General features: G+C 68.3%; 17 protein-coding genes and 1 pseudogene. 14 read left to right on the plus strand and 4 right to left on the minus strand.

Annotation, left to right across the window (positions count from 1 at the left end):
- Window positions 1-170 precede the first annotated feature (170 nt).
- The 3 genes from AC3WJB_RS02030 to AC3WJB_RS02040 form a co-directional block, all read right to left on the minus strand.
- On the minus strand, window positions 171-3,314 hold the full coding sequence (locus AC3WJB_RS02030; RefSeq protein ID WP_492678207.1) for an efflux RND transporter permease subunit: 3,144 nt from the start codon (window positions 3,312-3,314) through the stop codon (window positions 171-173).
- Window positions 3,311-6,553: an efflux RND transporter permease subunit gene (locus AC3WJB_RS02035; RefSeq protein ID WP_492678209.1), complete on the minus strand. Its 3,243-nt coding sequence runs from the start codon at window positions 6,551-6,553 to the stop codon at window positions 3,311-3,313. Before AC3WJB_RS02035 ends, AC3WJB_RS02030 begins: the two co-directional genes overlap by 4 nt.
- A gap of 93 nt (window positions 6,554-6,646) precedes the next feature.
- The gene (locus AC3WJB_RS02040) at window positions 6,647-7,864 is read right to left on the minus strand and encodes an efflux RND transporter periplasmic adaptor subunit (RefSeq protein ID WP_492678212.1); all 1,218 of its coding nucleotides are present in this window, start codon (window positions 7,862-7,864) and stop codon (window positions 6,647-6,649) included.
- A gap of 458 nt (window positions 7,865-8,322) precedes the next feature.
- Between AC3WJB_RS02040 and AC3WJB_RS02045 the strand changes: the two genes are divergently transcribed.
- From AC3WJB_RS02045 to ilvN, 14 genes and pseudogenes are all read left to right on the plus strand, one after another.
- The gene (locus AC3WJB_RS02045; RefSeq protein WP_492683032.1) at window positions 8,323-8,802 is read left to right on the plus strand and encodes a c-type cytochrome; all 480 of its coding nucleotides are present in this window, start codon (window positions 8,323-8,325) and stop codon (window positions 8,800-8,802) included.
- A gap of 363 nt (window positions 8,803-9,165) precedes the next feature.
- Window positions 9,166-10,329 (plus strand): homoserine dehydrogenase family protein, encoded by a 1,164-nt coding sequence (locus AC3WJB_RS02050; protein ID WP_492678214.1) that lies wholly within the window; start codon window positions 9,166-9,168, stop codon window positions 10,327-10,329.
- A gap of 23 nt (window positions 10,330-10,352) precedes the next feature.
- A complete protein-coding gene (locus AC3WJB_RS02055) occupies window positions 10,353-11,321 on the plus strand; it encodes a homoserine kinase (protein WP_492678216.1) in 969 nt (322 codons plus the stop codon).
- Window positions 11,318-12,679 carry a threonine synthase gene (thrC, locus tag AC3WJB_RS02060; RefSeq protein WP_492678218.1) on the plus strand — a complete coding sequence of 454 codons (1,362 nt, stop codon included), beginning with the start codon at window positions 11,318-11,320 and terminating at the stop codon, window positions 12,677-12,679. The genes AC3WJB_RS02055 and thrC overlap by 4 nt, the downstream gene beginning before the upstream one ends.
- A 533-nt stretch (window positions 12,680-13,212) precedes the next feature.
- Window positions 13,213-13,350 (plus strand): hypothetical protein, encoded by a 138-nt coding sequence (locus AC3WJB_RS02065; RefSeq protein WP_492678220.1) that lies wholly within the window; start codon window positions 13,213-13,215, stop codon window positions 13,348-13,350.
- Between the two features lie 104 nt (window positions 13,351-13,454).
- Window positions 13,455-14,651, plus strand: a pseudogene (locus AC3WJB_RS02070) (2-isopropylmalate synthase); the annotation flags it as partial.
- A gap of 38 nt (window positions 14,652-14,689) precedes the next feature.
- Window positions 14,690-16,102: a 3-isopropylmalate dehydratase large subunit gene (leuC, locus tag AC3WJB_RS02075; protein WP_492678222.1), complete on the plus strand. Its 1,413-nt coding sequence runs from the start codon at window positions 14,690-14,692 to the stop codon at window positions 16,100-16,102.
- Between the two features lie 76 nt (window positions 16,103-16,178).
- Window positions 16,179-16,823, plus strand: a complete 645-nt coding sequence (gene leuD, locus AC3WJB_RS02080; RefSeq protein WP_492678224.1) for a 3-isopropylmalate dehydratase small subunit — start codon at window positions 16,179-16,181, stop codon at window positions 16,821-16,823.
- Window positions 16,820-17,920: a 3-isopropylmalate dehydrogenase gene (gene leuB, locus AC3WJB_RS02085; RefSeq protein WP_492678226.1), complete on the plus strand. Its 1,101-nt coding sequence runs from the start codon at window positions 16,820-16,822 to the stop codon at window positions 17,918-17,920. Before leuD ends, leuB begins: the two co-directional genes overlap by 4 nt.
- Window positions 17,921-18,073: 153 nt before the next feature.
- The gene (gene ilvD / locus AC3WJB_RS02090; RefSeq protein WP_492678228.1) at window positions 18,074-19,882 is read left to right on the plus strand and encodes a dihydroxy-acid dehydratase; all 1,809 of its coding nucleotides are present in this window, start codon (window positions 18,074-18,076) and stop codon (window positions 19,880-19,882) included.
- Between the two features lie 50 nt (window positions 19,883-19,932).
- Window positions 19,933-20,949: a ketol-acid reductoisomerase gene (gene ilvC / locus AC3WJB_RS02095; RefSeq protein WP_492678230.1), complete on the plus strand. Its 1,017-nt coding sequence runs from the start codon at window positions 19,933-19,935 to the stop codon at window positions 20,947-20,949.
- A gap of 61 nt (window positions 20,950-21,010) precedes the next feature.
- Entirely contained in the window at window positions 21,011-21,352 is a 342-nt protein-coding gene (locus AC3WJB_RS02100) for a VOC family protein (protein WP_492678232.1), read from the plus strand.
- A gap of 151 nt (window positions 21,353-21,503) precedes the next feature.
- On the plus strand, window positions 21,504-23,303 hold the full coding sequence (gene ilvB, locus AC3WJB_RS02105) for a biosynthetic-type acetolactate synthase large subunit (RefSeq protein ID WP_492683034.1): 1,800 nt from the start codon (window positions 21,504-21,506) through the stop codon (window positions 23,301-23,303).
- A 180-nt stretch (window positions 23,304-23,483) separates the two neighbouring features.
- A complete protein-coding gene (gene ilvN, locus AC3WJB_RS02110) occupies window positions 23,484-23,759 on the plus strand; it encodes an acetolactate synthase small subunit (protein ID WP_492678234.1) in 276 nt (91 codons plus the stop codon).
- 152 nt (window positions 23,760-23,911) lie between these two features.
- On the opposite strand, the gene AC3WJB_RS02115 is transcribed toward ilvN, so the two are convergent.
- Window positions 23,912-24,895: a hypothetical protein gene (locus AC3WJB_RS02115; protein ID WP_492678236.1), complete on the minus strand. Its 984-nt coding sequence runs from the start codon at window positions 24,893-24,895 to the stop codon at window positions 23,912-23,914.
- Window positions 24,896-24,905 lie beyond the last annotated feature (10 nt).

The raw sequence follows: 24,905 nt of genomic DNA on the forward strand, positions 1-24,905 counted from the left end.
CTTGCCCTGTTTATACTGAACCCGCGGGGGCAAGTCCAGGCAACGACGAGCCCCAAACAGGGGTTTCGTTGCAACGCGTGATCCAGGTCAACGGGCTTCGCCACGAAGCCCGCGCCGACGCTCTCGCGCTGCTGCCCGTCGGCCAAATCCGCCGGCCGGCTGACGGGCGGTCAGCCGTCGGCCAGGCGGTGGCGTCCCGCGGGCAGGCGGCGTTCGCGCCGACGCTCGGCCCAGGCTTTGCGGCGCGCCGCAAGGCAGGAAAAAATGACGTACAGCGCCGGCGTACTCAGCAGGGTCAGGCTCTGTGACACGAACAAGCCGCCGACCAGGGCAATGCCGAGCGGGCGGCGCAGGTCGCTGCCCTCGCCCAGGCCGATGGCTATAGGCAGGGCAGCGAGCGTCGCCACCATGGTCGTCATCATGATCGGCCGGAAGCGCACGATGCACGCCTCGCGCACCGCTTCCAGCGGACTCTTCCGATGCTCGCGCTCGGCCACCAGCGCAAAGTCGATCATCATGATCGCGTTCTTCTCCACGATGCCTATGAGCAGCACCAGCGCGATCTGCGCCACCACCGACAGCTCGGTATTGGTCAGCCACAACGCCAGCAGCGCGCCCATGCCGGCTGCCGGCAAGGTCGAGAGGATGGTGACCGGATGCAAGAGGCTCTCGTAGAGCATGCCAAGCACGATGTACACAGTCACCACCGCCGCCAGCACCAGCCAGGCCATGCCGCTCTGCGATTGCTGGAAGCGCCGGAAGCTGCTGCCCATGCTGACCTTGATGTCACCCGGCATGCGCATGTTGGCAGCGGTCTGCTGGATCAGCGGCAAGGCCTCGCCCATGCTCACCCCCGGCGCCAGGTTGAAGCTGAGGCTCATCGTGGTGAACTGGTTTTCGTGGGTGATCTCGGCTGGCGCCACGCCAGGTTTCTGCTTGGCCACCGCGGTAAGCGGGACCATCTTGCCGCTGGCCGAGCGCACGTAGACCTGGTCGAGCGCCGCCGGCGTCGCGGTCTGCGTCGGCAAGGCATTGACCACGACCTTGTACTGGTTGATGTCCGAATAGATCGTCGATACCTGGCGCTGGCCGAACGCGTCGTAGAGCGCGCCGTCGATCGCGCCAATGGAAACCCCGAGCTGGGCAGCGCGCGCGCGGTCGATGACGATGTTCTGCCGCAGGCCGCCGCTGTCGAGGTCCGAACCGACGTCGCGCAACTTGGGCTCGGCCTTGAGCCGGGTCGCCAGTTTCGGCAACCACTCCTCCAGTTCGGCGATGTCGCTGCCCGCCAACGATACCTCGTATTGCGCGCCCTGGCTGGTACCGCCACCACCGCTGGGCAGGTCCTGCACGGGCCGCAGGCGCAGGTTCAGGTCGGGGAACTTCGCCGCTTTCGCACTCAGGCGCGCGAGCACGACGAAGGTATCGTCCTTGCGGCCTTCGGCGCGCGTCTTGAGATCGATATTGAACGAGCCGGCCGTACCCCGCCAGCTGCTGCCGATGCGGGCGCCCACCGTGGCGACGTCCGGGTCGGCAAGCAGCATGTCAGTGAGGCGCTGCATGCGCTGCTTGCTGTCGGCAAACGACACCGTCGCATTGGACGAGGCGCGGCCCCAGATCAGGCCGGTGTCCTGCTGCGGGAACAACCCCGTCTTGACCACGCCGAGCAGCCCCCAGGTGGCGACGATCAGCACGAGCGGGGTCAGCGCAAACCACAACGCGTGACGCAAGGAATAATCCAGCGCCCGTGTATACGTGCGCAGCATGCCGGCATGGAATGCGTCCAGCCCGCGCGAGAGCCTGGACGGCCGCTTGGCCCCGGGACCGCGCAGGTCATACGGCTTCAGGAAGCGGCCACACAGCGCCGGGGTCAGGGTCAGCGAGATCGTCGCCGAGACCACGATGGCTGACACCAGGGTCACCGAGAACTCGTGCATGAACATGCCGGTGATGCCGCCGGCAAACAGCAGCGGGATGAACACGGCAATCAGCGAGGCCGTGATCGAGACGATCGTGAATCCGATCTCCCGCGCGCCAGTCAAGGTCGCCTGCAGTCGCGGCATGCCGGCATCGATGTGGCGGATGATGTTCTCGATGACCACGATCGCGTCGTCCACCACGAAGCCGATCGCGATCACCAGGGCCAGCAAGGTGAGGTTGTTGAGCGTGTAGCCGACCACGTACATGACCACGAACGCGCCCGCGAGCGACAGCGGCACCGCGGTTGCCGCGATCAGGGTCGGCGCGAGCCGGCGCAGGAACAACGCCATGACCAGGATCACCATGGCCAGCGAGATCAGCAGCGTGGCCTGCACCTCGTGCAGGGAAGCACGGATCGTCGGCGTGCCGTCGAAGAACGAGGTCAGGTGCGTGCCCGGCTGCAGGAACGCGCGCAGCGCCGGCACCTGGTCCTTGACCAGGTCGACCGTGGAAATGACGTTGGCGTCCGCCTTCTTGTACACGTACAGGAGTACGGCGGGCTTGCCCTGGAACCAGGCCGCCTGGTAAGCGTCCTGCTGGCCGGCGTAGACGCGCGCCACGTCCTGCAGGCGCACCGGGGTACCCTTGTGGCTCGCGATCACCAGCCGGGCAAACTCCTCGGGCGTCTGCAACTGTGTGGTGGCCTCGATTGCCATCCGCGTCCTGCCGTCGGAAAGAAATCCTTCGGGCGCCATGACGTTCGCCGCCCGCAATGCATTGCGCAGCTGGTCCGGCGACAAGCCCATGGCATTGAGCGCGCGCAGGTTGACGTCGACGCGAATGGCCGGAGTCGCCGCGCCAGCAATGTCGACCGAGGACACGCCGACGAGCTGGCGCATGCGCTGGGCCAGCAGCGTGTCGGCCACGTTGTACAGGTCGGCGGCCGACTGCGTGTCGGACGTCAGCGCGAACGCGATGATGGGATCATCGTTCGGGTTGGCCTTGCGATACTGGGGCGGGCCGTTGAGTCCGCTGGGCAGATCGGGCGCAGCCGCATTGATCGCGGCCTGGACCGTACGCGCGGCCGCATCGAGGTCGGTGCCGGCGCGGAACATGAGGAACACCGACACGCTGCCCTCGGAGCTGTGCGAGCGCATCGAATCAATGCCCGGCACCTGGCCAAGATGACGCTCCAGTGGCGCGGCCACGGTCGCGGCCATCGTGCTGGCGTCGGCACCCGCCTGGCTGGCCTGCACGAAGATGGCCGGGAACTGCATGTTCGGCAGCGCCGCGACGCCAAGCAGGAGGTAGGCGATCATGCCGCCGACAAAGAGCCCGATCGCCAGCAGCGAGGTGCCAATGGGCCGCCGGATGAACAGGCCCGAGATGCTCATGGCGCGAGGCCGTGCTGCGCGTGGGCCAATGCCCGCTGCTCTCGCCGCGCCGCCACCCAATCCGAGAAACGCTCCATGTACAGATAGATGACTGGCGTGGTGTAGAGCGTCACGAGTTGCGACAGCAGCAGACCACCGACGATGGAGACGCCAAGCGGCCGACGCAGCTCGGAGCCGATGCCGGTGCCCAGCGCCAGCGGCAAGGCGCCGAGCATGGCGGCAAACGTGGTCATCATGATCGGCCGGAAGCGCAACAGGCAGGCGCGATGGATCGCGTCGTAGGCATTCATGCCGGTGCGCCGTGCCTCGATCGCGAAGTCGATCATCATGATCGCGTTTTTCTTCACGATGCCGATCAACAGCACGATGCCGACGATGCCATCCACCGACAGGCTCATGCCAAACAGCATCAGCGCCAGCAGCGCGCCAACGCCGGCCGGCGGCAGCGTGGAGATGATGGTCAGCGGATGGATGTAGCTCTCATACAGCACGCCAAGCACGATGTAGATCACGACCACCGCGGCCAGCAGCAGCAGGACCTCGTCGCCGATCGAGGACGCGAACTCCGCGGCCTTGCCGATGAATTCGCCGCGCACCTGCGGCGGAAACGCCAGTTGTGTCTCCACCTCGTGGATCGCATCGACCGCATCCGACAGGGAATAGCCTGGCGCGACGTTGAACGCCAGGGTCACCGCGGGCAACTGCTGCTGGTGGCTGATCACCAGCGGTGCGCTGGTGACCTGCGCACTGGCCAGCGCGGACAGCGGGATCGTGCCACCGCCACCGATGGTGAAACCGACGTTGCCCTGGTTGCCGATGCCCGAAGGTGTCGCCGAATTGCTCGAGGTGAGCTGGCCAAAGCTGGTGGCGTTGCTGCCGGTGAGCGCGCCATTGCCGTTGCCGCGCACGGTCAACGCGTTGAGCAGGTCGTCGCTGTTGCGGAACTGCGGGGCGACCTCCAGCACCACCCGGTACTGGTTCAACTGGGTGAAGATGGTGGAGATCTGGCGCTGGCCAAACGCGTCGTACAAGGTGTCATCGATCGTCTGCACCGGCACGCCAAGGCGGCTGGCCTTGTCGCGGTCGATCGTCAGCTTGAGCGCATTGCCCTGGTCGGCGAGATTGCTGCTGACGTCGACCAGCTCCTTGCGTCGGCGCAGCGCGGTCGTCATCTGCTGCGCATAGCCGGCCAGCTCCGCCGAGTTCACGTCGGACAGCGCGTACTGGTACTCGGTGGGCGAGACCCGGCTGTCCAGGGTGACGTCCTGCACCGGCTTCAGGAACAACGCCACGCCGGGAATGTCGGCCACCGCCTGCTGCAGGCGCGGCAGGAGCTTGTCCAGGCCGTCGCGGTCGCCGCGATCCTTGAGCACGATGGTGAGCTGGCCCTGGTTGATCGTCGGGTTGATGGTGCCGGCACCGATGAACGCGGCCACCCCGGCGACCGCAGGATCGGCGCGCATGGCGGCGGCCACGGCCTTGGTGCGCTGCTCCATCTGCGGGAAGGCGACGTTCTGGTCAGCCTGCACCACGCCGGTGATCAGGCCTGTGTCCTGCTCGGGCAGCAGGCCCTTGGGAATCATGATGTACAGCACCACCGTCAGCGCGATCGCCGCGCTGGCCACCAGCATGGTGAAGCGCTGGTGGGCGAGCACCCAGTTCAACGAGTGCTCGTACAGGCCGACCGTGCGCGTCCAGAGATCCGCCTTCTGCCCACTCAGGCGGTCGTGCTCGCGCCCTTCGCTGCCTTCGGGCAACTGGTCGGGCTTGAGCAGGTAGGCGCACATCATCGGCGTCAGGGTCAGCGACACCAGCATCGAGATCGTCACCGCGATCGTCAGCACCCAGGCAAACTCGTGGAACAGGCGGCCGGTGACGCCGGGCATCAGCAACAGCGGCAGGAACACCGCCACCAGTGACACGGTCAGCGACACCACGGTGAAGCCGATTTCCTTGGCGCCGATCTCCGCCGCCTCCGGGCCGCTCTTGCCGTGTTCGATGTAGCGCACGATGTTCTCGATCATCACGATCGCATCGTCGACCACGAAACCGGTGGCCACGGTCAATGCCATCAGCGACAGGTTGTCCAGCGACATGCCGGTGAACGACATCACCCCGAACGTACCAAGCAGCGAGAGCGGCACCGCCACCGATGGGATGAGCGTCGCCCAGACCCGCCGCAGGAAGACGAAGATCACGCCAATGACGAGCAGGATGGCCAGGACCAGGGTGAACTGCACGTCGACCACCGAGGCGCGGATCGTCACCGTGCGGTCGGCCAGGATGTCCAGGTGGACGTCCGCCGGCAGGACGCTGCGCAGCTCCGGCAGCACGGCGCGGATCTGCTTGACCGTCTCGACGATGTTCGCACCGGGTTGGCGCCGGATGTCCAGCAGCACCGCCGGCTGGCCATTGGCCCAGGCCGCCAGTTGGTCGTCCTCGACGCCATCGACCACGTTGGCCACGTCGGCAAGGCGTACCGGCGCGCCGTTCTTGTAGCTGATGATGGTTTCCTGGTACTCGGCGGCATCGCTCAACTGGTCGTTGGTGCCGATCGAGTAGCTTTGGGTCTTGCCGTTCAAGGTGCCCTTGGGCGCATTGACGTTGGCCTGGGTCAGCGCACTGCGCACGTCCTCCAGGGTCAGGCCAAGGTTGGACAACTGCGAAGGATTGACCTGGATGCGCACGGCCGGGCGTACGTTGCCGGCGATCGACACCAGGCCCACGCCCTGCACCTGCGAGAGCTTCTGCGCGAGGATTGAATCGGCCAGGTCGTTGACGTCGCGCAGTGGCCGGGTGTCGGACTGCAGGGACAAGGTGAGGATCGGCGCGTCAGCCGGATTCACCCGGTTGTACACCGGCGGATACGGCAGGTTGCTGGGCAGGGTACCGCGCGCCTGGTTGATCGCCGCCTGCACGTCCTGGGCGGCGACATCGATGTCGCGGTCCATGCCGAACTCGAGGATGATCGTGGACAAGCCGGCGGAGGAATCCGAGCTCATCATGGTCAAGCCGGAAATCTGCCCGAGGTTGCGCTCCAGCGGCGTGGTGATGAGCGACGCCATGGTGCTGGCGCTGGCGCCAGGGTATTGTGTCGTCACCACCAGGCTCGGCGCCTCGATCTCCGGCAGCGCGGATACCGGCAACTCGCGGTAGCCCAGCACGCCAAGCAGCAGCACCGCGATCATCAGCAACGAGGTCGCGATCGGCCGGCGAATGAAAATCGTCGAAAAACCCATGTCTATGCGTTACCTCGAGGAGCGGGCGTCAGCGGCAACCGCGCATGTCCGCCGCATGGCACGCGATCTTCCGCATATGGCGTGCGCACTGCGTCATCCACGCCGGCCACCACGGGCACCGCGCGCCTGCGTCGATTTCTTGAGTTCGTCGGCCGTGGGCGCCGGCGGCACCTCACCTGGCTTGAGCGCGGTGACCTTGCTGCCGGGCTTCAGGCGGAACTGGCCCTCGGTCACTACCCGGTCCCCGGCCTGCAGGCCGCTGCCGATCATCACGTGGCTGTCGCCAACCTCGCCGGCCACCACCACCGGCTGCATCTTGACGGTGTTGTCGGCCTGTACCTGGTAGACATAGTCGCCGTCCGGCCCACGGCTTACTGCCTGGGCGGGAACCACGAGGCCGCCATTCACGGTGTTGACCAGCAGCCGCACATTGACGAACTGGCCTGGCCACAGCGCGTTGTCCGCGTTGGCGAATTCCGACTTGAGGCGGAACGTACCCGTACTGGTGTCGATCTGGTTGTCGATCACCCGCAGCACCCCACCGCTGGCAATCGGATGCGAATCAGTGCGGTCCAGCGCGGCCACCTGCAGCGCCGAGGCATCCTTGGCAAAGGCGCCGCGCACCAGCTCGAGATCCTGCTCGGGCAGGGTGAACATGACGTTGATCGGATGCAACTGGGTCAAGGTCACGATCGAGGAGGTGGTGGTCACCACGTTGCCCGGATCGACACCACGGATGCCGGCCAGGCCGTCGATCGGCGAGACGATGTTGGTGTAATCGAGCTGCACCTTGCTGTCGCGCACGCTGGCGGCGTCGGCCGCCACGGCGGCCTCCAGCTGGTTGGCGGTATTGCGCAAGGTGTCCAGGTCCTGCTTGGAGATGTAGCCCTTGCCGACCAGGGCCTCGCTGCGCCCGAGGTTGCTTTTCGCGGTCGCCAACTGCGCCGCATCCTGCCTCTGCCGCGCCACGGCCTGGTCATAGGCCGCCTGGTAGGTACGGGGATCGATGTGGGCCAGCACCTGGCCCTTCTTCACCGGCTGGCCTTCGACGAAGTCCAGGCCCAGCAGGCGACCCGAGACCTGGGGGCTGACCACCACCGTATTGAGTGCCTGCACCGTCCCCAGCGAGGTCAGGTACACCGGCACGTTCTGCTTGACGACGGGCACCGCGGTGACCGGTACCGGCGCGCTGTCACCCGAACCCTGGCCACGCCCCGCCGCTCCAGTGTCCTTGTGCAGGAAGCGATAGCCCAGTGCAGCCACCACGACCACGGCAAGGACAAGCCCTGCAAGCTTCCAGAAACGCGACATGTGAAACTCCCGAGGATTCCATAGGTGGCTGTCCAACGCGTGCCCGGCCTGGAACGCGGCATCGAAGCAGCAGAGCCGCGACCGGCACGCCCAGCGCCACGCTGCCACATTATTTGCGGTTGAAGCATAGGGCTAGTTGAACGAATTCAGTACCTGCCGGTTGACATGGTTGATACGCGCAAAGCCCCGCGCACGGCGAATTGTTCCCGGCCCGCATGAAACTTCGGGTCGCGCTTCGTTTATAATCCGGCGCTGTTGCCTGTCCCAGGGCCTTCCCGGTTACGGGTTGGGGACCCCGCCACATTCCGGTACCGCCTGAGAGCATCCCGGGAACAAAGGCCAAACCGTGTCGGGGCCATGCAGGCACCCTTCCACTTTTGCTACAGATCGACAGGAGTACGCGCGTGAGTCGCCCCACCCATCCAGATGACAAGAAGACAGCGCGTCAGTTCTCGATCATGTTCGCGCTGTTGATCCTGCTCGCACTCTTCCTGTTGTCCGTTGCACTCATGGTCTACCGAAAGGTGGAGCTGCCGACCAACCCCAATGCGTCGGCAGCCACTGCGGCACGTATCGCGCCGGTCGGCGCAGTCTATGCCGGCAATACCGGCCGCGCCGCCATGCAGGCCGCCGCGGCGGCAGCCACGAAGGCTGCCGCGTCCCAGGTCGCCTACGGCGGCACCACGGACGGCAAGGAAATCTACGGTCACCTGTGCAGCGCCTGCCACGCCACCGGCGTCGCCGGGGCACCGACGACCGGTGACAAGGCGAAGTGGGCCCCGCGTATTGCCCAAGGCATCGATACCCTGATCAAGCACGCCATCGATGGCTACCACGGCCCAGACGGCAACTTCATGCCACCCAAGGGCGGCAACCCGGCCTTGACCGACGAGCAGGTCACCAACGCCGTGCATTGGCTGGTCGACCAGGCGAAGTAAATCGGCGCCAGCAGGCGCGCGTCGGCCACACGAGCATCATCGGCCGCATGCGACGTTCGGCTTGACGACGTCGCGGCAATGCCGCTACCTTCGTCCCATGCATCCGCATTCCAACCCAGTGCACGTCCCGCACACACCGGCCCATGCCGGTTGCGCCGCGTCGTGCGCTGGCCTTGGCGCCGGATGCATGACCGCCACCATCTCGACTGCGAGTTCGATTTCGACCTCGACGTCGAGGACGGTGGCCGCGCGCAACTAAGCTCTGCAACACGCAACGGCCCCGCCCTCGACCAGGCGGACGGCCGTGACCTTGCAGCAAGCAGCCAATCCGCCGACGAGCACGAGGCCCCTTTGGAGGCCACCGTGAACGTTTGTGCATTGCCACCACCCGTCCTGCCCCGCCCGCCGCAAATCCACGCGCAACCCGCCTTTCATCGCCGGCGGACGCTGGCCGTGGGGCTGATTGGACCTGGGCGCGTCGGCGCCGCCCTGCTGGCCCAGTTGCGCGCCGCGCAACCGCGCCTGGCGCGGGAAACTGGGCTGGAACTGCAATTGTGCGGAGTCGCCGCCAGCCGCCGCATGTGGCTGGATTGCGACGACCCGGAGTTGACCCGTGCCGACGATGAATCGCCCGGGCAGCGCGCGGAAATCTGGCGGCCCAGCAACCTGGACGAGTTCGCGGCACACGTGCGCGGCCGTGTGCGGCGTCCCGCGGTGCTGGTCGACGCCACCGCGAGTGACGCCGTGGTCAACCACTACCCGGACTGGCTCGCCAGCGGATTGCACGTGGTGACGCCGAACAAGTGCGCCGGCAGCGGTCCGTTGTCCCGCTGGCTCGCGATCCGCGCCGCCTGCAGCGACCAGGCCCGCTTTCGCTGCGAAGCCACCGTCTGCGCCGGCCTGCCCGTCGTGCAAACCCTGCGCGACCTGCTCGACACCGGCGACGAGCTGCTTTCCATCGAAGGCATGTTCTCCGGCACGCTGGCTTGGCTCTGCAACCGCCACGACGGCACCCGGGCATTCTCCGCACTGCTGCGCGAGGCCCGCGCCGCGGGCTACACCGAGCCCGATCCACGCGACGACCTGTCCGGCTTGGACGTGGCACGCAAGCTGGTGATCCTGGCGCGCGAAGCCGGCTGGCCGTTGTCGCTGGAGGAGGTCGAGGTCGCAGGCCTCGTCCCGGAGGCGTTGGCCGGCGTGCCGGTCGCCGAATTCATGCAGCGCCTGGAGGAGCTCGATGCGCCGATGGCGGCCCGGCTGGCGTGCGCGCACGCCGCCGGCGGCGTGCTGCGGCACGTCGCGCATCTGGACCGCCATGGGCAGGCCAGCGTGCGTCTGAGCGTGCTGCCGAAGACGCATGCCTTTGCGCACACCAGTTTGACCGACAATATCGTGCGCTTCGCCACCCGCCGTTACTGCGACAATCCGCTGTCGGTACAGGGGCCTGGCGCCGGACCGGAGGTTACTGCCGCCGGGGTGTTCACTGACCTGCTGCGCATCGCCGAAACCCTGCAGGCCAGCGCATGAGTGCCGTATCGTTGGAGTCCGTCATGGAAGCGCCATCAGCCATTTTGCCCGCATCGGCAGCCTGCGCGTTTGCGCCGGCCAGCGTCGGCAATGTCGGCGTCGGCTTCGACCTGCTTGGCCACAGCGTGGCCGGCGCCGGCGACCGCGCGCAGGTCCGGCGCATTCCCGAACTGGAGGTGCGCATCGCCGTGATCCGTGGCTGCGTCGGCGGGCTGCCACGCGAGCCCTCGCGCAACACGGCCGGTGCCGCGCTCCTGTCGCTGCACCACGCGCTTGGTCTCGACCACGGTTTCGAACTCACGCTGCACAAGGGCATCGCGCTCGGCTCCGGCATGGGCGGTTCGGCAGCCTCGTGCGTGGCCGCCCTGGTTGCCGCCAATGCCCTGCTGCCACGGCCGTTGGCGCGCGAGGCGCTGTATCCGTTTGCCTTGGATGGCGAAGCGGTCGCCAGCGGCAGTCGCCACGGCGACAACATCGGGCCGATGCTGCTGGGTGGCCTGGTGCTGGCGACGCGTGAGCGGCTGGTGCGCATCCACGTGCCGGACGCCTGGCACTGCGCCCTGGTGCATCCGAACGCCGTGCTGGAAACGCGCCGGGCGCGCGCCGCGCTGGAGGGAGGCTATGCCCTCGGCGAATTCGTCGCGCAAAGTGCGAACCTGGCGTTGGTGTTGCTCGGCTGCCAACGCGGCGACGCCGACCTGGTGCGGGCCGGCCTGAACGACGTGCTGGTGGAACCGCGCCGCGCCGCCCTCATCGCGAACTTCGCGCGGGTCAAGCAAGCCGCCCTCGACTCGCATGCCTTGGGTGCGAGCATTTCCGGCGCCGGCCCCAGCGTGTTTGGCTGGTATGCGAACCGCGGCGACGCCAGCGCGGCGACCGTCGGCATGCAGGCCGCGTTTGCCGAAGCGGGGCTGGACAGCGAGGCGTGGGTGTCGCCGATCAACGGTCCGGCTGCCGGGCTCATCCCCACCCTCGACGAGATCCCTTCGTGAGCGCCGAACCCCAGGATGCGGGCCGCAGCCCGCGGCAAAGGACGTATCAAAGTACGCGCGGGGCCTGCGCGGCCGTGGCGATCAGCCAGGCCATCGCCGCCGGCCTGGCGCCCGACGGTGGCCTCTACGTGCCCACCACCCTGCCGACGGTGGACCTGGCGGACTTCGACCCGCGCGACAGCCTGGCGGACACCGCGCGCACCCTGCTTGCGCCGTTCTTTGCCGGGGACGCGCTGGCTACGGCGCTGCCGGCGATTTGCGCCGAGGCCTTCACGTTCGAGGCGCCCTTGCGCCCGCTGCCGGCGCACCCTGGCAGTTCCATGCTGGAGCTGTTCCATGGCCCGACCGCGGCCTTCAAGGATTTCGGCGCCCGGTTCCTCGCCGCCTGCCTCGCCCACCTGCCGCGGGCCGACGCCCGCCCGCTGACCATCCTGGTGGCCACCTCGGGAGACACCGGGGCCGCCGTCGGCGCGGCCTTCCACCGCCGGCCAGGAATCGAGGTGGTGATCCTGTATCCGGACGGCCGGGTTTCCCCACGCCAGGCCCACCAGCTCGGCTGCTTTGGCGACAACGTCCGTGCGCTGCGCGTGGATGGCCGTTTCGACGACTGCCAGCGCCTGGTGAAGACGATGTTGAACGACGCTGCACTGCAGGCTGCCGTGCCCATGTCCTCGGCCAACAGCATCAGCCTCGGGCGCCTCCTGCCGCAGATGAGCTATTACGCGCACGCCGCGCTGGGCTGGTGGCATACGCATGGCACGGCGTTGAACTTCATCGTCCCCACCGGCAACCTCGGCAATGCCCTGGCCTGCCTGTGGGCACGCGCCATGGGCCTGCCAATTGGCGCGGTGCGCCTGGCCTGCAACGCCAACGCCACGCTGGCGGAGTTCTTTGCGGGCGCCGATTACCGCCCACGTCCAGCGCTCGGCACGCTGGCCAACGCCATGGATGTTGGCGCCCCCAGCAATTTCGAGCGCCTGCGCTGGACGTTTCCAGACGAGACGGTGCTGCGCCGCGCGTTGTACGCCGAAACGGCCGACGATGCAGCGATCCGCGCCACGCTCGAGCAGCACGGACGCTTGCATGGCGAGGTGTTCTGCCCGCACACCGCCACCGCCATGTGCGTACTCGATCGCCTGCGCGCTCGTGGCGACCAGGGGGCCTGGACCGTGGTGGCCACCGCCCACGCGGCCAAGTTCGCCAGCGTGGTGGAACCGCTGCTCGGCCATCCGGTGGCGGTGCCGGAGGCCCTGGCGGACATGCTGGCCAGGCCGTCCCACGCCGAGCCGCTACCCGCCAGTGAGGACGCGCTCCGCGACTGGCTGCTGGCCACGTGTGCCCCCATCGAACCGCACTGAGCACCGCCACCCTTCGGGCAGGCCCTCTGCGGAGCTCACTCTTGGGCTGCGCATTTCGCGCTTGCGCTGCCCCACTGTCCAATCAAGAGCTTTCGTCTGCCTTCGGCAGCCGAGTCACTTTCTCTTTGAGTGGCCACGCATGCGCAGGATGCGCATGCGAACAGCGAAGCTGGCCCGCAGGGCGGAGGGCAGGATGCCCGGGGTAAAGAGAAAGTAACTCGCGCGCCATAGGCGCACGAAACGCTCTTGATCTGAGAAGACCGGCGCATGCCCACCCTAGGGAAGCTCTGAACAATTCGCTCTTGATCGTCATTCCCGCGAAAGCGGGAATCCAGTGTCCTTGATTTCAACAACTTAACCTCACTGGATCCCCGCTTTCGCGGGGATGACGGCAATTATTCAGACCTTCCCTAGGCGAGGGCGAGGGCGAGGGTGTGGACATCTGGACGTCCAGCCGCACAAATCGGGGTAAATCGAAGAAAACTGGAAAAAACGCTTGACAGGCCTTGGCGAGGCAAGGTAGCGTCCACGTCATGTCGCTGCGCAACAGCCACCACGACTTCGCCAAGGGAAACCGTCCGCTGACGGTCGCCGGCTTGTTGCAATTGCGCGGCACGTTGCTTGCGCTCCTCGTCCTCGTACTCCTTATTACCAGCGGAGGTGCGGGCTGAGGGCATGTGTCCAGGTAAATAGAAAAACCTGAAAAGACTCCCAAAGACCCCGCACCCGGCAACGGATGCGGGTTTTTTTTGCGCTCGGCAACGCCAAAAAAACCATGAACAATCCCACGCAAGCCAACGGCGCTCCCGGCACCGCGAACGCCGCCACCGACCACGTCCGCATCTTCGACACCAGCCTGCGCGACGGCGAACAGGCGCCCGGCTTCTCCATGAACCGGCATGCGAAGCTGCGCATGGCATACGCGCTCGAGGCGCTCGGCGTGGATGTGCTGGAAGCCGGCTTTCCACAGGCCTCGCCGGATGATTTTGCCGCCGTGGCGGAAATTGCCGGTGCGCTGCGGGAAACCACCGTGTGCGCCCTCGCGCGTTGCCAGAACGGCGACATCGACCGCGCAGCGCGGGCGTTGGAGCCGGCACAGCACGCACGTATCCATCTGTTTTTGTCGACCAGCCCGCTGCACCGCGAGCACAAGCTGCGCATGAGCAAGGCGCAGGTGCTGGACACCGCGGTGCGGGCCATCGAGCGCGCCCGCGGTCACTGCCAGGAGATCGAGTTCTCCGCCGAGGACGCGCTGCGCACCGAGCCGGATTTCCTGGTCGAGGTATTCAGCGCCGCCGTCGAGGCCGGCGCCAGCATCTTGAACGCGCCGGACACCGTGGGTTACACGACGCCAGGGGAAATAGCCGGCCTGTTCCGCCATCTGCGCCGGCACGTGCGCGGCGCCGAGCGGGTGACGTTTTCCAGCCACTGCCACGACGACCTGGGCATGGCAGTGGCCAACAGCCTGGCCGCGGTCAGTGCCGGCGCCCGGCAAGTCGAATGCACCATCAACGGCATCGGCGAGCGCGCCGGCAACGCCGCGCTGGAGGAAGTGGTGATGGCGCTTAAGGTGCGTGCGGCGTACTTCGGCGTCAGCCTCGGCATCCGTACGCCGCTGCTCTATCCCACCTCGCGCCTGCTCTGCGAGCTGACCGGACAGGGCGTGCCGCGCAACAAGGCAATCGTCGGCAGCAACGCGTTTGCGCATGAGTCAGGCATCCACCAGCACGGCATGCTCAAGCATCGCGGCACCTACGAGATCATGCGCCCGCAGGACGTGGGCATTGCCGCTACCACCCTGGTACTGGGCAAGCATTCCGGCCGTGCCGCGCTGCGCCAGCGCCTGCAGGCGCTCGGTTACACGCCGGACGACCACCACCTGGACGCCATGTTCGCCCGCATCAAGCAGCTCGCGGATGCCGGCGGCGAGATCAATGACGATGAACTGCAGACGCTGGCCCGGGAGGCCCATCTCCAGGCTCGAGCCACGCGGGCGACGGGAGTCCCGGCATGAGGCCACGCACCTTGTTCGAGAAGGTCTGGGACGCGCACCTGGTGGCTGCCGAAACGCCGGACACCCCGGCGATCCTGTACGTCGACCTGCACCTGGTCCATGAGGTGACCTCGCCGCAGGCATTCGGCGTGCTGCGCGAACGTGGGCTGGAACTGGGCCGGCCGGACCGCACGCTGGCGACGCTCGATCACTCCACTCCCACGCTACCGCCGAACGCCGCCGGCGAGCGTCCGTACGGCACGCCGGCAGCCAAGGCCCAGGTCGCGCAACTGGAAAAGAACACCGCCGCCTTCGGCGTGAAGCTGTACGGCTGGGACAGTGCCAACCGCGGCATCGTGCACGTGATCGGCCCGGAGCTGGGCGCCACCCAGCCGGGCATGACGATCGTCTGCGGCGACAGCCACACCTCGACCCACGGCGCGTTCGGCGCGCTCGCGTTCGGCATCGGCACCACCGAGGTCAGCCACGTGCTGGCCACCCAATGCCTGCTGCAACGCAAGCCGAAGACGCTCGCCATCGTGGTCGACGGCAAGTTGCCCGCCGGCGTCGCCGCGAAGGACCTGATCCTGCACATCATCGGTGAGATCGGCGTCAACGGCGGCACCGGCCACGTCATCGAATACCGCGGCGGGGCAATCGAGGCCCTGTCGATGGAAGAGCGCATGACCGTGTGCAACATGTCGATCGAAGCCGGCGCGCGCGCCGGATTGATCGCGCCGGACGACACCACGTTTGCCTGGCTCCAGGGCCGTCCGCACGCGCCACAAGGCGCCGACTGGGAAGCCGCCGTCGCGCGTTGGAAACAACTGCGCAGCGACCCCGGCGCGCGTTACGACCGCGAAGTACACATCGACGCCGCCGGCGTGGTACCCACCGTCACTTGGGGTACCCACCCCGGCACCGCGATCCCGATGGACGCGCCGGTGCCGGCGCCGCGCAACACGGTCGACCAGCGCGCGCTGGAATATATGCACAGCGTGCCGGGCCGGCCGATGCAAGGCACCAAGATCGACGTGGTGTTCGTCGGCAGTTGCACCAACGCGCGGCTGTCCGACCTGCGCACCGTCGCTGGCGTGCTGCGCGGGCGGCATGTCGCCTCCAATATCCGCATGCTCGTGGTGCCTGGTTCCGAGCAGGTGCGCCGTGACGCCGAGGCCGAGGGCTTGCACGAGGTGTTCCGCGCCGCCGGTGCGGAGTGGCGCATCCCTGGTTGCTCGATGTGCATCGCGATGAACGGCGACAGCGCCAAGCCTGGCCAGCTCGTCGTCTCCACCTCCAACCGCAACTTCGAGGGCCGCCAAGGCAAGGGCGTGCGCACCGTGCTTGCCAGCCCGGCCACCGCCGCCGCCAGCGCCGTGGCCGGCGTGATCGCCGACCCGCGGCCGTACCTCGTGGAGGCCGTCGCATGAGCGCCCACGTTTCCGTCTTGCGTCCCACCCGGCGTACGGGAGAAGGCGCCAAAGCTGCCGGTTCAAGGACCTCCGCATGAAGCCCGTCATCGCCATCCATTCACGCACCGCCGTGCTGCCGGACGAGAACATCGACACCGACCGCATCATCCCGGCGCGCTTCCTGACCACCACCACGCGGGCAGGGCTGGGCAAGTACTGCTTCAACGACTGGCGCTACCTGTCGGATGGCAGCGACAACCCCGCCTTCGCGCTGAACCAGCCGCAGGCGCAAGGCTGCTCGATCCTGGTTGCCGGGCACAACTTCGGCTGCGGCTCCTCACGCGAGCATGCACCGTGGGCGCTGCTCGACTACGGCATCCGCGCGGTGCTGTGCAGCGAGATCGCCGACATTTTCCGCAACAACGCGTTGACGAACGGCCTGCTCGCGATCGTCGTGTCCGCGCGCGAGCACCGCTGGCTGCTCGACCACCCGGGCGTGGAGCTGACCATCGACGTGGTGGCCCAGTCGATCACAAAACCCGATGGCGGCCACGCCAGTTTCGCGCTGGAACCGTTCGCCCGCCATTGCCTGCTCGAGGGCGTGGACCAGCTTGGGTTCCTGCTGGCACAGGGAGATTTGATCAGGGCGTTCGTCCATGGACGCGAACGTCGAGAAGCGGCCGTCCATGGCCGCACTTCTCCAGAGAGCCGCACGCCCAGCATCGGAGCAAACCCGTGAAGGCGCATATCGTCACCCTGCCCGGCGACGGCATCGGCCCCGAGGTGACCGCGGCGGCCGTCGCCGTGCTGAAAGCCGTGGCGGCCAAGCGCGGCCACGAGTTCAGCTTCGAGGAGCAATTGATCGGCGGCTGCGCCATCGAGGCCAGCGGCACAGCGCTGCCGGACCCCACCGAGGCGGCGTGCCTGCGTGCCGACGCCGTGCTGCTCGGCGCGGTGGGTGGCCCGCGTTGGTCCGACCCCAGCGCCAGGGTGCGCCCCGAGCAGGGCCTGCTCGGCTTGCGCCAGGCGCTCGGCGTGTACGCAAACCTGCGTCCGCTCAGCGTGCACCCGGCCCTGGCCGGGTTGTCGCCGCTGAAGAACGACAGGCTCGCCGGTGTCGACGTGCTGTTCGTCCGCGAACTGACCGGCGGCGCGTACTTCGGCGCCAAGACCCGCAGCGCCGATGCCGCCAGCGACGAATGCCGCTACACGGTGACCGAGATCGAGCGCGTGGTACGCCTGGCGTTCGAGCTGGCGCGTGGCCGGCGGCGGCTGCTGACCTCGGTGGACAAGGCGAACGTGCTGGAAACCTCGCGGCTGTGGCGCAGCACGGTGCAGCGCCTCGCACCCGACTATCCGGACGTGCGCGTCGAGCACCAGCTGGTCGATTCGATGGCGATGCTGCTGCTGACGCGGCCAGCCAGCTACGACGTGGTCGTCACCGAGAACCTCTTTGGCGACATCCTCACCGACGAGGCCGCCGCCCTCACTGGCTCCCTGGGACTGATGCCTTCGGCCTCGCTGGGCGCCGGCCGGCGCGGCCTGTACGAGCCCATCCACGGCTCGGCACCCGACCTGGCCGGCCAGGACCTCGCCAACCCGGTGGGCGCGATCCTGTCCGCCGCGCTGCTGCTGCGCCATTCGCTGCACCTGCAGGCCGAGGCCGCCATCATCGAGGATGCGGTCGAGCACGTGCTGCGTGAAGGTCCGCGTACGCCCGATCTCGGCGGCAGCGCCGGCACCGCCGCGGTTCGTGACGCGGTGCTCGCCGCGCTGGCCACTCAAGCTGCCGGCAGCGCAGCCACCGCGAGGTCGACCGATGCACGCCGTGGCTGACCACTGCATCCACTTTATGCCCTTCCCCGCGCATCCCGCGGCATTGGCGGCGGAGGCCGGCGGCGGCTCCCCGACACCGCGCCAGCGCACCAATGTCCAATGTCGCCGCGCGGGGCGGGGCACCCCATCCCTATTCCAGCAACGGGAATCCCTATGCGCAGCGATTTGATCAAGGCCGGCCCTGACCGCGCCCCGGCCCGTGCCATGTTGCGTGCCACCGGCATGGACGACGAAGCGCTGCGCAGGCCGCTGGTGGCGGTGGTGCACACCTGGTCGGACGTCTCGCCCTGCAATCTCAACCTGCGCGACCTCGCCGCACAGGTGGCCGCGGGCGTCCGCGCCGCGGGGGGCACGCCGGTGGAGTTCAACACGATCGCGGTCACCGACGGTATCGCCATGGGCACGCCGGGAATGCGCTATTCGCTGGTCAGCCGCGAGCTCATCACCGACTCCATCGAGGCCGTGGTGGAAGGCCACCTGTGCGACGCCATGGTGCTCTTGTGCGGTTGCGACAAGACCATTCCCGCGGCGGCCATGGCCATGGCGCGGCTGGACATCCCGGCGGTGGCGCTGTACGGCGGCACGATCGCGCACGGCCTGCACAAGAACCAGCCAATCACGATCCAACAGGTGTTCGAGGCGGTGGGCGCGCACGGCGCGGGCAAGATCTCCGACGACGACTTGCACCGCGTGGAATGCGACGCCTGTGGTGGCGCTGGCGCCTGCGGCGGCCAATTCACCGCCAACACGATGGCCATGGTGCTGACCACGCTGGGCCTCTCGCCCATGGGCTTGAACGACATCCCGGCGACTCATCCGGGCAAGCTGGCCGCGGCGCGCCGCTGTGGCGAGCTGGTGATGGACTGCCTGCGCGCGCAGCGCACGCCACGCGCGCTCATCACCCGCACCGCGTTGCGCAACGCCGCGCGCATGGTCGCCGCGACCGCCGGCTCGACGAACGCCGTGCTGCACCTGCTGGCCATTGCGCGGGAAGCCGGGACGGAATGGTCGCTGGAAGATTTCCAGCCGGCCAGCGAACGCACGCCGGTGATAGCCGACCTGCTGCCCTCGGGCCGCTACACCGCAGTGGAGATGTATGCCGCCGGCGGCACGGCACGCGTGGCGCAGGAACTGATTGCCGCCGGCATGCTGGAAGATGGGCCCACCGTCACCGGCCGCAGCCTGTTTGCCGAAGCCGCAGCCGCACCACGCCACGGGCAACAAGAAGTGATCCACCCCGTCGGCGCGCCGCTGAAAACCCGCGGCGGCTACGCCATCCTGTACGGCAACGTGGCCCCTGATGGCTGCATCCTGAAGATTCCGGGGAAACACGGTCCGGGCCACGGCGCCACCCATTTCGTCGGCACGGCGCGCGTCTACGAGAGCGAGGAAGCCGCCTTTACCGCCGTGCAGGAAGGCCGCATCACCAAGGGCGACGTCATGGTGATCCGCAACGAGGGCCCGGCCGGCGGGCCCGGCATGCGCGAGATGCTCGGCGTTACCGCCGCGCTGATCGGCCGCGGCCTGGGCGACGACGTGGCACTGATCACCGACGGCCGCTTCAGCGGCGCCACGCACGGCTTCATGGTCGGCCACATCGCACCCGAAGCTGCCCGCGGCGGCGCCATCGGCCTGCTTCGCGACGGCGACCAGCTGGTGATCGACGCGATCAGCCGGGAGATCAACACCGACGCCGACCTCGCCGCCCGGCGCCAGCACTGGACGCCGCCCGCGCCAAAGGTGACCCGCGGCGCACTGGCCAAGTTTGCCCTGCTGGTGGGCTCGGCTTCCGATGGGGCGACCACGCAGCCGGAGGTGGTACCAGGTGACGCGCCGGCCCAGGTGTCCTCGCCAGACCGGACCCTCACCCCAACCACTCTCCCGACGGGAGAGGGGCTCAAACAGGAACGGACCCGCGACACGAACCCTCTCCCGGCGGGAGAGGGAGCCAAGCAAGCCTGAACCTCACCCGCCTTCTCCTGACGGACGAGGGCTTACCAGGGAGTCACCGCATGAGCAGCAACACCGCACTCTCCACCGCCCGCATCGCCGTGCTCGGCTACGGCAGCCAGGGCCGCGCCCACGCGCTCAACCTGCGCGACTCGGGCCTCGACGTCGTCGTCGGCCTGCGCAAGGACGGCCCGTCCTGGCACAAGGCCAAGGCCGAGGGCTTTCGCGTCGCCGAGCCGGGCGAGGCGGTCAAGGGCGCCGACCTGGTCGCCGTACTCACCCCGGACATGGTGCAGCCCACGCTCTACGCCGAATCGATTGCCCCCAACATCAAGCCTGGCGCCGCGCTGTTGTTCGCCCATGGCTTCAACGTGCACTTCAAGCAGGTCACGCCGCGCGCGGACATCGACGTGATCATGGTCGCCCCCAAGGGTCCGGGCGCCCTGGTGCGCACCGAGTACGAGCGCGGCCGCGGCGTGCCGTGCATCTGGGCGGTGCACCAGGACGTCTCCGGCCAGGCCCAGGACAAGACCATCGCCTATGCCGACGGTATTGGCGGCACGCGCGCGATGCTGATCAAGACCGACTTCAAGGAAGAGACCGAGACCGACCTGTTTGGCGAGCAGGCGGTGCTGTGCGGCGGCGCCAGTTCGCTGGTGCAGGCTGGCTTCGAGACCCTGGTGGAAGCCGGCTACCAGCCGGAGATCGCCTACTACGAAGTCTTCCACGAATTGAAACTCATCGTCGACCTGTTCTACGAGGGGGGCGTGGAGAAGATGCTCCAGTACGTCAGCGAGACGGCGCAATACGGCGACTACGTCAGCGGCCCGCGGGTGATCGACGCTGGCGTGAAGGCGCGCATGCAGGCCGTGCTTGCGGACATCCAGGACGGCAGCTTCGCGAAGAACTGGATTGCCGAATACCACGCCGGCCTGCCGAACTACCGGCGCTACAGGCAGGCCGACCTCGACCATCCGCTGGAGCAGGTGGGCCGCAAGCTGCGCGCGCGCATGACCTGGCTGCACCCACAGACCGCGCCGGCGGCGGCGGCACCGGACAAGGAGCCAGCCGCCGCCTGAACCACGCGCCGCACACGCCCGCGGCGCGACCATCAGCCATCCACCATCGAGAGGTACCGCCATGAAACGCTTTCACATCGCCCTGGCCGTCGCCGACATGGACGCTTCCATCGCCGACTACAGCACGCGCCTGGGCCAGCCGCCACAAGCCGTGGTCATCGACACCTACGCCATGTGGCGCACCGACCAGCTCAACTTCTCCATCCGCAAGGATCCGAAACACGCTGGACAGGTGGTGCAGATCGGCTTCGAGGACGATGCCGCCGAGGGCTTCGCCAGCGACACCGACGTCAACGGCATCGAGTGGCAGCGCTTTTCCACGCTGGAGCAGGACCTGCGCATCATCACCACGTTCGGCGTCCCCGTGCATCCGGCTGTCGAGCGCGAACTGATCCGCAACTGACCGGTCCGGCCCCAGCCGGGCGGGCCGGCGCGGGCTTCTCTCTTCCCGACCCGCAGCTTTACCGCAGGACACCATCGTGCGCACCACCCCGCCAGGCACCGCCGTCGCCCCCGCCCTCGTTCCCCCTCGGCATCCGCTTGCCGGCATGCCGATGAGCGGCGCGGACATCGTGGTACAGGTGCTCGCCGACGAAGGCACGCGGGTACTGTTTGGTTACTCCGGCGGCGCGATCCTGCCGGTCTACGACGCGCTTTATCGCTACAACGCCATGCATCGTGAGGCCGGCGGCTGCGACCCGCTGGCGCTGGTCGTACCGGCCAACGAGCAGGGTGCGGGTTTCATGGCCTCCGGTTTCGCACGTGCCTCGGGCAGCGTGGGCGTGGCCGTGGTCACCTCCGGTCCCGGCGCGACGAATCTCGTCACGCCGATCCGCGATGCGCTGGCCGACTCGATCCCCATGGTCGCCATTTGCGGCCAGGTCCCCACGGTCGCGCTGGGCAGCGACGCGTTCCAGGAGGCACCCGTGGCCAACATCATGGGCGCCTGCGCCAAGCACGTGTTCCTTGTCACCGCTGCCGCACAGCTCGAAGCCACGCTGCGCACCGCGTTCGAGATTGCGCGCAGCGGCCGCCCCGGCCCGGTGGTGGTGGACGTCCCCAAGGACGTGCAGAACGCCGTGCAGCCGTTCGATGGCGAAAAGCGCCTGCCGATTCCGGGCTACCGTCGCCGGCTCGAGGCAGCCGAACGTGCACGGCTCGGCGACGCCGACTGCGGGCGGCTGCTCGACGCGCTGGCCCGGGCCCAGCGGCCGCTGATCTACGCTGGTGGTGGCGTGGTGGCCAGCGGCGCGGCGCCGGCCCTGCGCGCATTCTCGCGCGCGTTCGGCCTGCCCGTGGTCACCTCGCTCATGGGCCTGGGGGTGATGGACACCCACGAGCCCTTGGCCCTGCACATGCTGGGCATGCACGGTACCGCCTACGCCAACTACGCGGTGGAGGACTGCGATTTCCTGCTGGTGCTGGGCGCGCGCTTCGACGACCGCGTGGCCGGCGTGCCGGAAAAATTCGCCCCGCGCGCCCGGTTCATCGCCCAGATCGACATCGACCCGGCCGAGGTGGGCAAGGTCAAGGCGGTGGACTGGGCCCACGTCGGCCAGCTCGGCGCCAGCCTGGAGCGCATCGCGCGCCACGCGCGCAGTCGCGGCGCGAGCCTGCAACTGGATGCCTGGCACCGCCACCTGGCCGCGCTCAAGCGCGTACACGCGATGAACTATGACCGCGCCAGCCCGCTCATCCAGCCACAGGCGGTGATCGAGGCCATCAACCGGCACACCCGCGGCCGCGCCATCATTGCGACCGGCGTGGGCCAGCACCAGATGTGGTCGGCGCAGTTCTTCGACTTTGCCGAGCCACGCCACTGGCTCACCTCCGGCTCGATGGGCACGATGGGCTTCGGCCTGCCGGCGGCAATCGGCGCGCAGTTCGCGCATCCGGAGGCGACGGTGATCGACGTGGACGGCGACGGCTCGATCCGCATGAACGTGGGCGAGCTGGAAACCGTGGCCACCTACGGCCTGCCGCTGAAGATCGTGCTCCTCAACAACCACGGCGACGGCATGGTGCGGCAGTGGCAGAAGCTGTTCTTCAAGGGCCGCTATTCCGCCACCGACAAGAACCTGCACACCAAGGATTTCGTGCGCGCGGCCCAGGCCGATGGCATTGCCTGGGCGCGCCGGCTCGAGCGCAAGGAAGATCTCGAGGCCACCGTCGCCGAGTTCCTCGCCGTCCCCGGCCCGGCTTTCCTCGAAGTGGAGGTGGACCCTGACGCCTGCGTCTACCCCATGGTTGGTCCCGGCGCGAGCTACGCGCAGATGATCACCGGCGATTTCATTCCCGCGCGCGCCCCGCCGCCCCCTGTCGAGCCCGAGGCCTTCCCCACGCACATGTTCTGATTTTCCTCTTCGCTTGCGCGAGCCACCAAATTTGACCTCCTCTCCCCTGGCTCCGCCGGGGGAGAGGGCAGGGGTGAGGGGCGCTCTTGCCCTTGGTCCTGCTCGACACCATCGCGACAGATGTACCCGCACGAATAGCCATCCATCCTCAGCGGCCACCGTTCACCACGGATCACCCTAATGAAACACACCTTGTCCATCCTGCTGCAAAACGAATCCGGGGCGCTGGTGCGCGTGGCAGGCCTGTTCGCGGCACGCCACGTCAACATCGACGCGCTCACGGTGGCCGCCACGCATGACCCGGCCGTCTCGCAGCTCACCCTGGTGCTGCATGGCGATGAGGGCACGCTGGAGCAGATCCTGCGCCAGCTGCGCAAGCTCGTCGACGTGCTGGACGCCGGCAGCCTGTCGCTCGTTGGCACCTACGGCCAGCCCATGCTTGCCGCGCATACGTGAGCGTCGCGCTCGCCGAAAGTGCTGGCCTGGTCAACGAGGCGCCGGACGACCTCGACCTGCTGCGCCGCACCGCCACCGCGGGGACGCGCCGCCAAAAAACGACGGAGCCCCGTTGGCCGGGGCTCCGTGGCTTGCCGCATCGACGATCCGGCTCAGTGCTGCTGGGCGCCCGCATTGGCGCTGCCACCGGCCTGCGCCGAGGCGGAGACGCCGCCCTTGGTCGAGCCGTGGGCGCCGGCGTGCATGCTGCCCTGACCATTCGCAGCCGCCGACCCCTGGTGGGTGCCCGACGGTGAAACGGCACTGCCTTGCGCGCTGCCGTTACCGGCGGCCGCGCCCGACGCATTGAGCGAATGATTGCCGCCATCGCCCACGATGTGGGACACCCCCGTCGACCGCACCGGCTGGCTGCCCGAGGACTGGCCCGCAGCGCTCGAACCGAGCAAGCCCGCCTGCGAAGGCCCGCTGCCCGCCGCATTCGACGCCAGCGCGCCGGTGCCCGCAGCCGATGCTGAGCCGCCACTGGTGGCCTGCCCGGCCGCGCCTTCGGCATTCGCCGCCGCATTGCCCGCCGCGTTGCCGGCGGCATCGCGCGCGCCCTGCAAGGCACTGCGGGTTCCGCTCACGGCCGACGAAGCGGTGGAACGCGTCTGGCCCGTGGCCGCACCGGCCGCGCCGGCCACGGCATCACGCGCGCCGGAGCCATCGATGCCCCCCGTTGCGCCGGCGCCCAGGTTGGCGGCACCGGCGGCGACACCGCTGGCGTTGCCGGCGTTCCCCGCCGCGCTGCCCGCGAGGCCGGCAACACCATTGGCGCCCGCTTGGCCATTTGGCGGGACGATGGCCTGCGGCGCGGCTTGGGCCGCAGCAGCGGCGCGCCGGCGCAGGCGTTCGGCCCGGCGCTCCGCACCAACGCGGTTGATGTCGGGCAGGTTGCCGGGCAGACCGGCGTTGCCCATGCCGCGCGCGGAACCGCCGATCTGGCCACCGATCTGGCCGCCCATTTGCCCCGTCATCGCCGGGATCTGGCCACCCAGCCGTCCGAGGCCACCCAGGACCTGGGCGTGTACCGGCGTCAGCGCGGCCAGGGCCAGGCCGCCGGCGAACAGAGCGAAGTTGAGTGTCGTGTTGCGCATGGGAGGATCT

Source organism: Rhodanobacter sp. FW510-R10 (assembly GCF_058781105.1).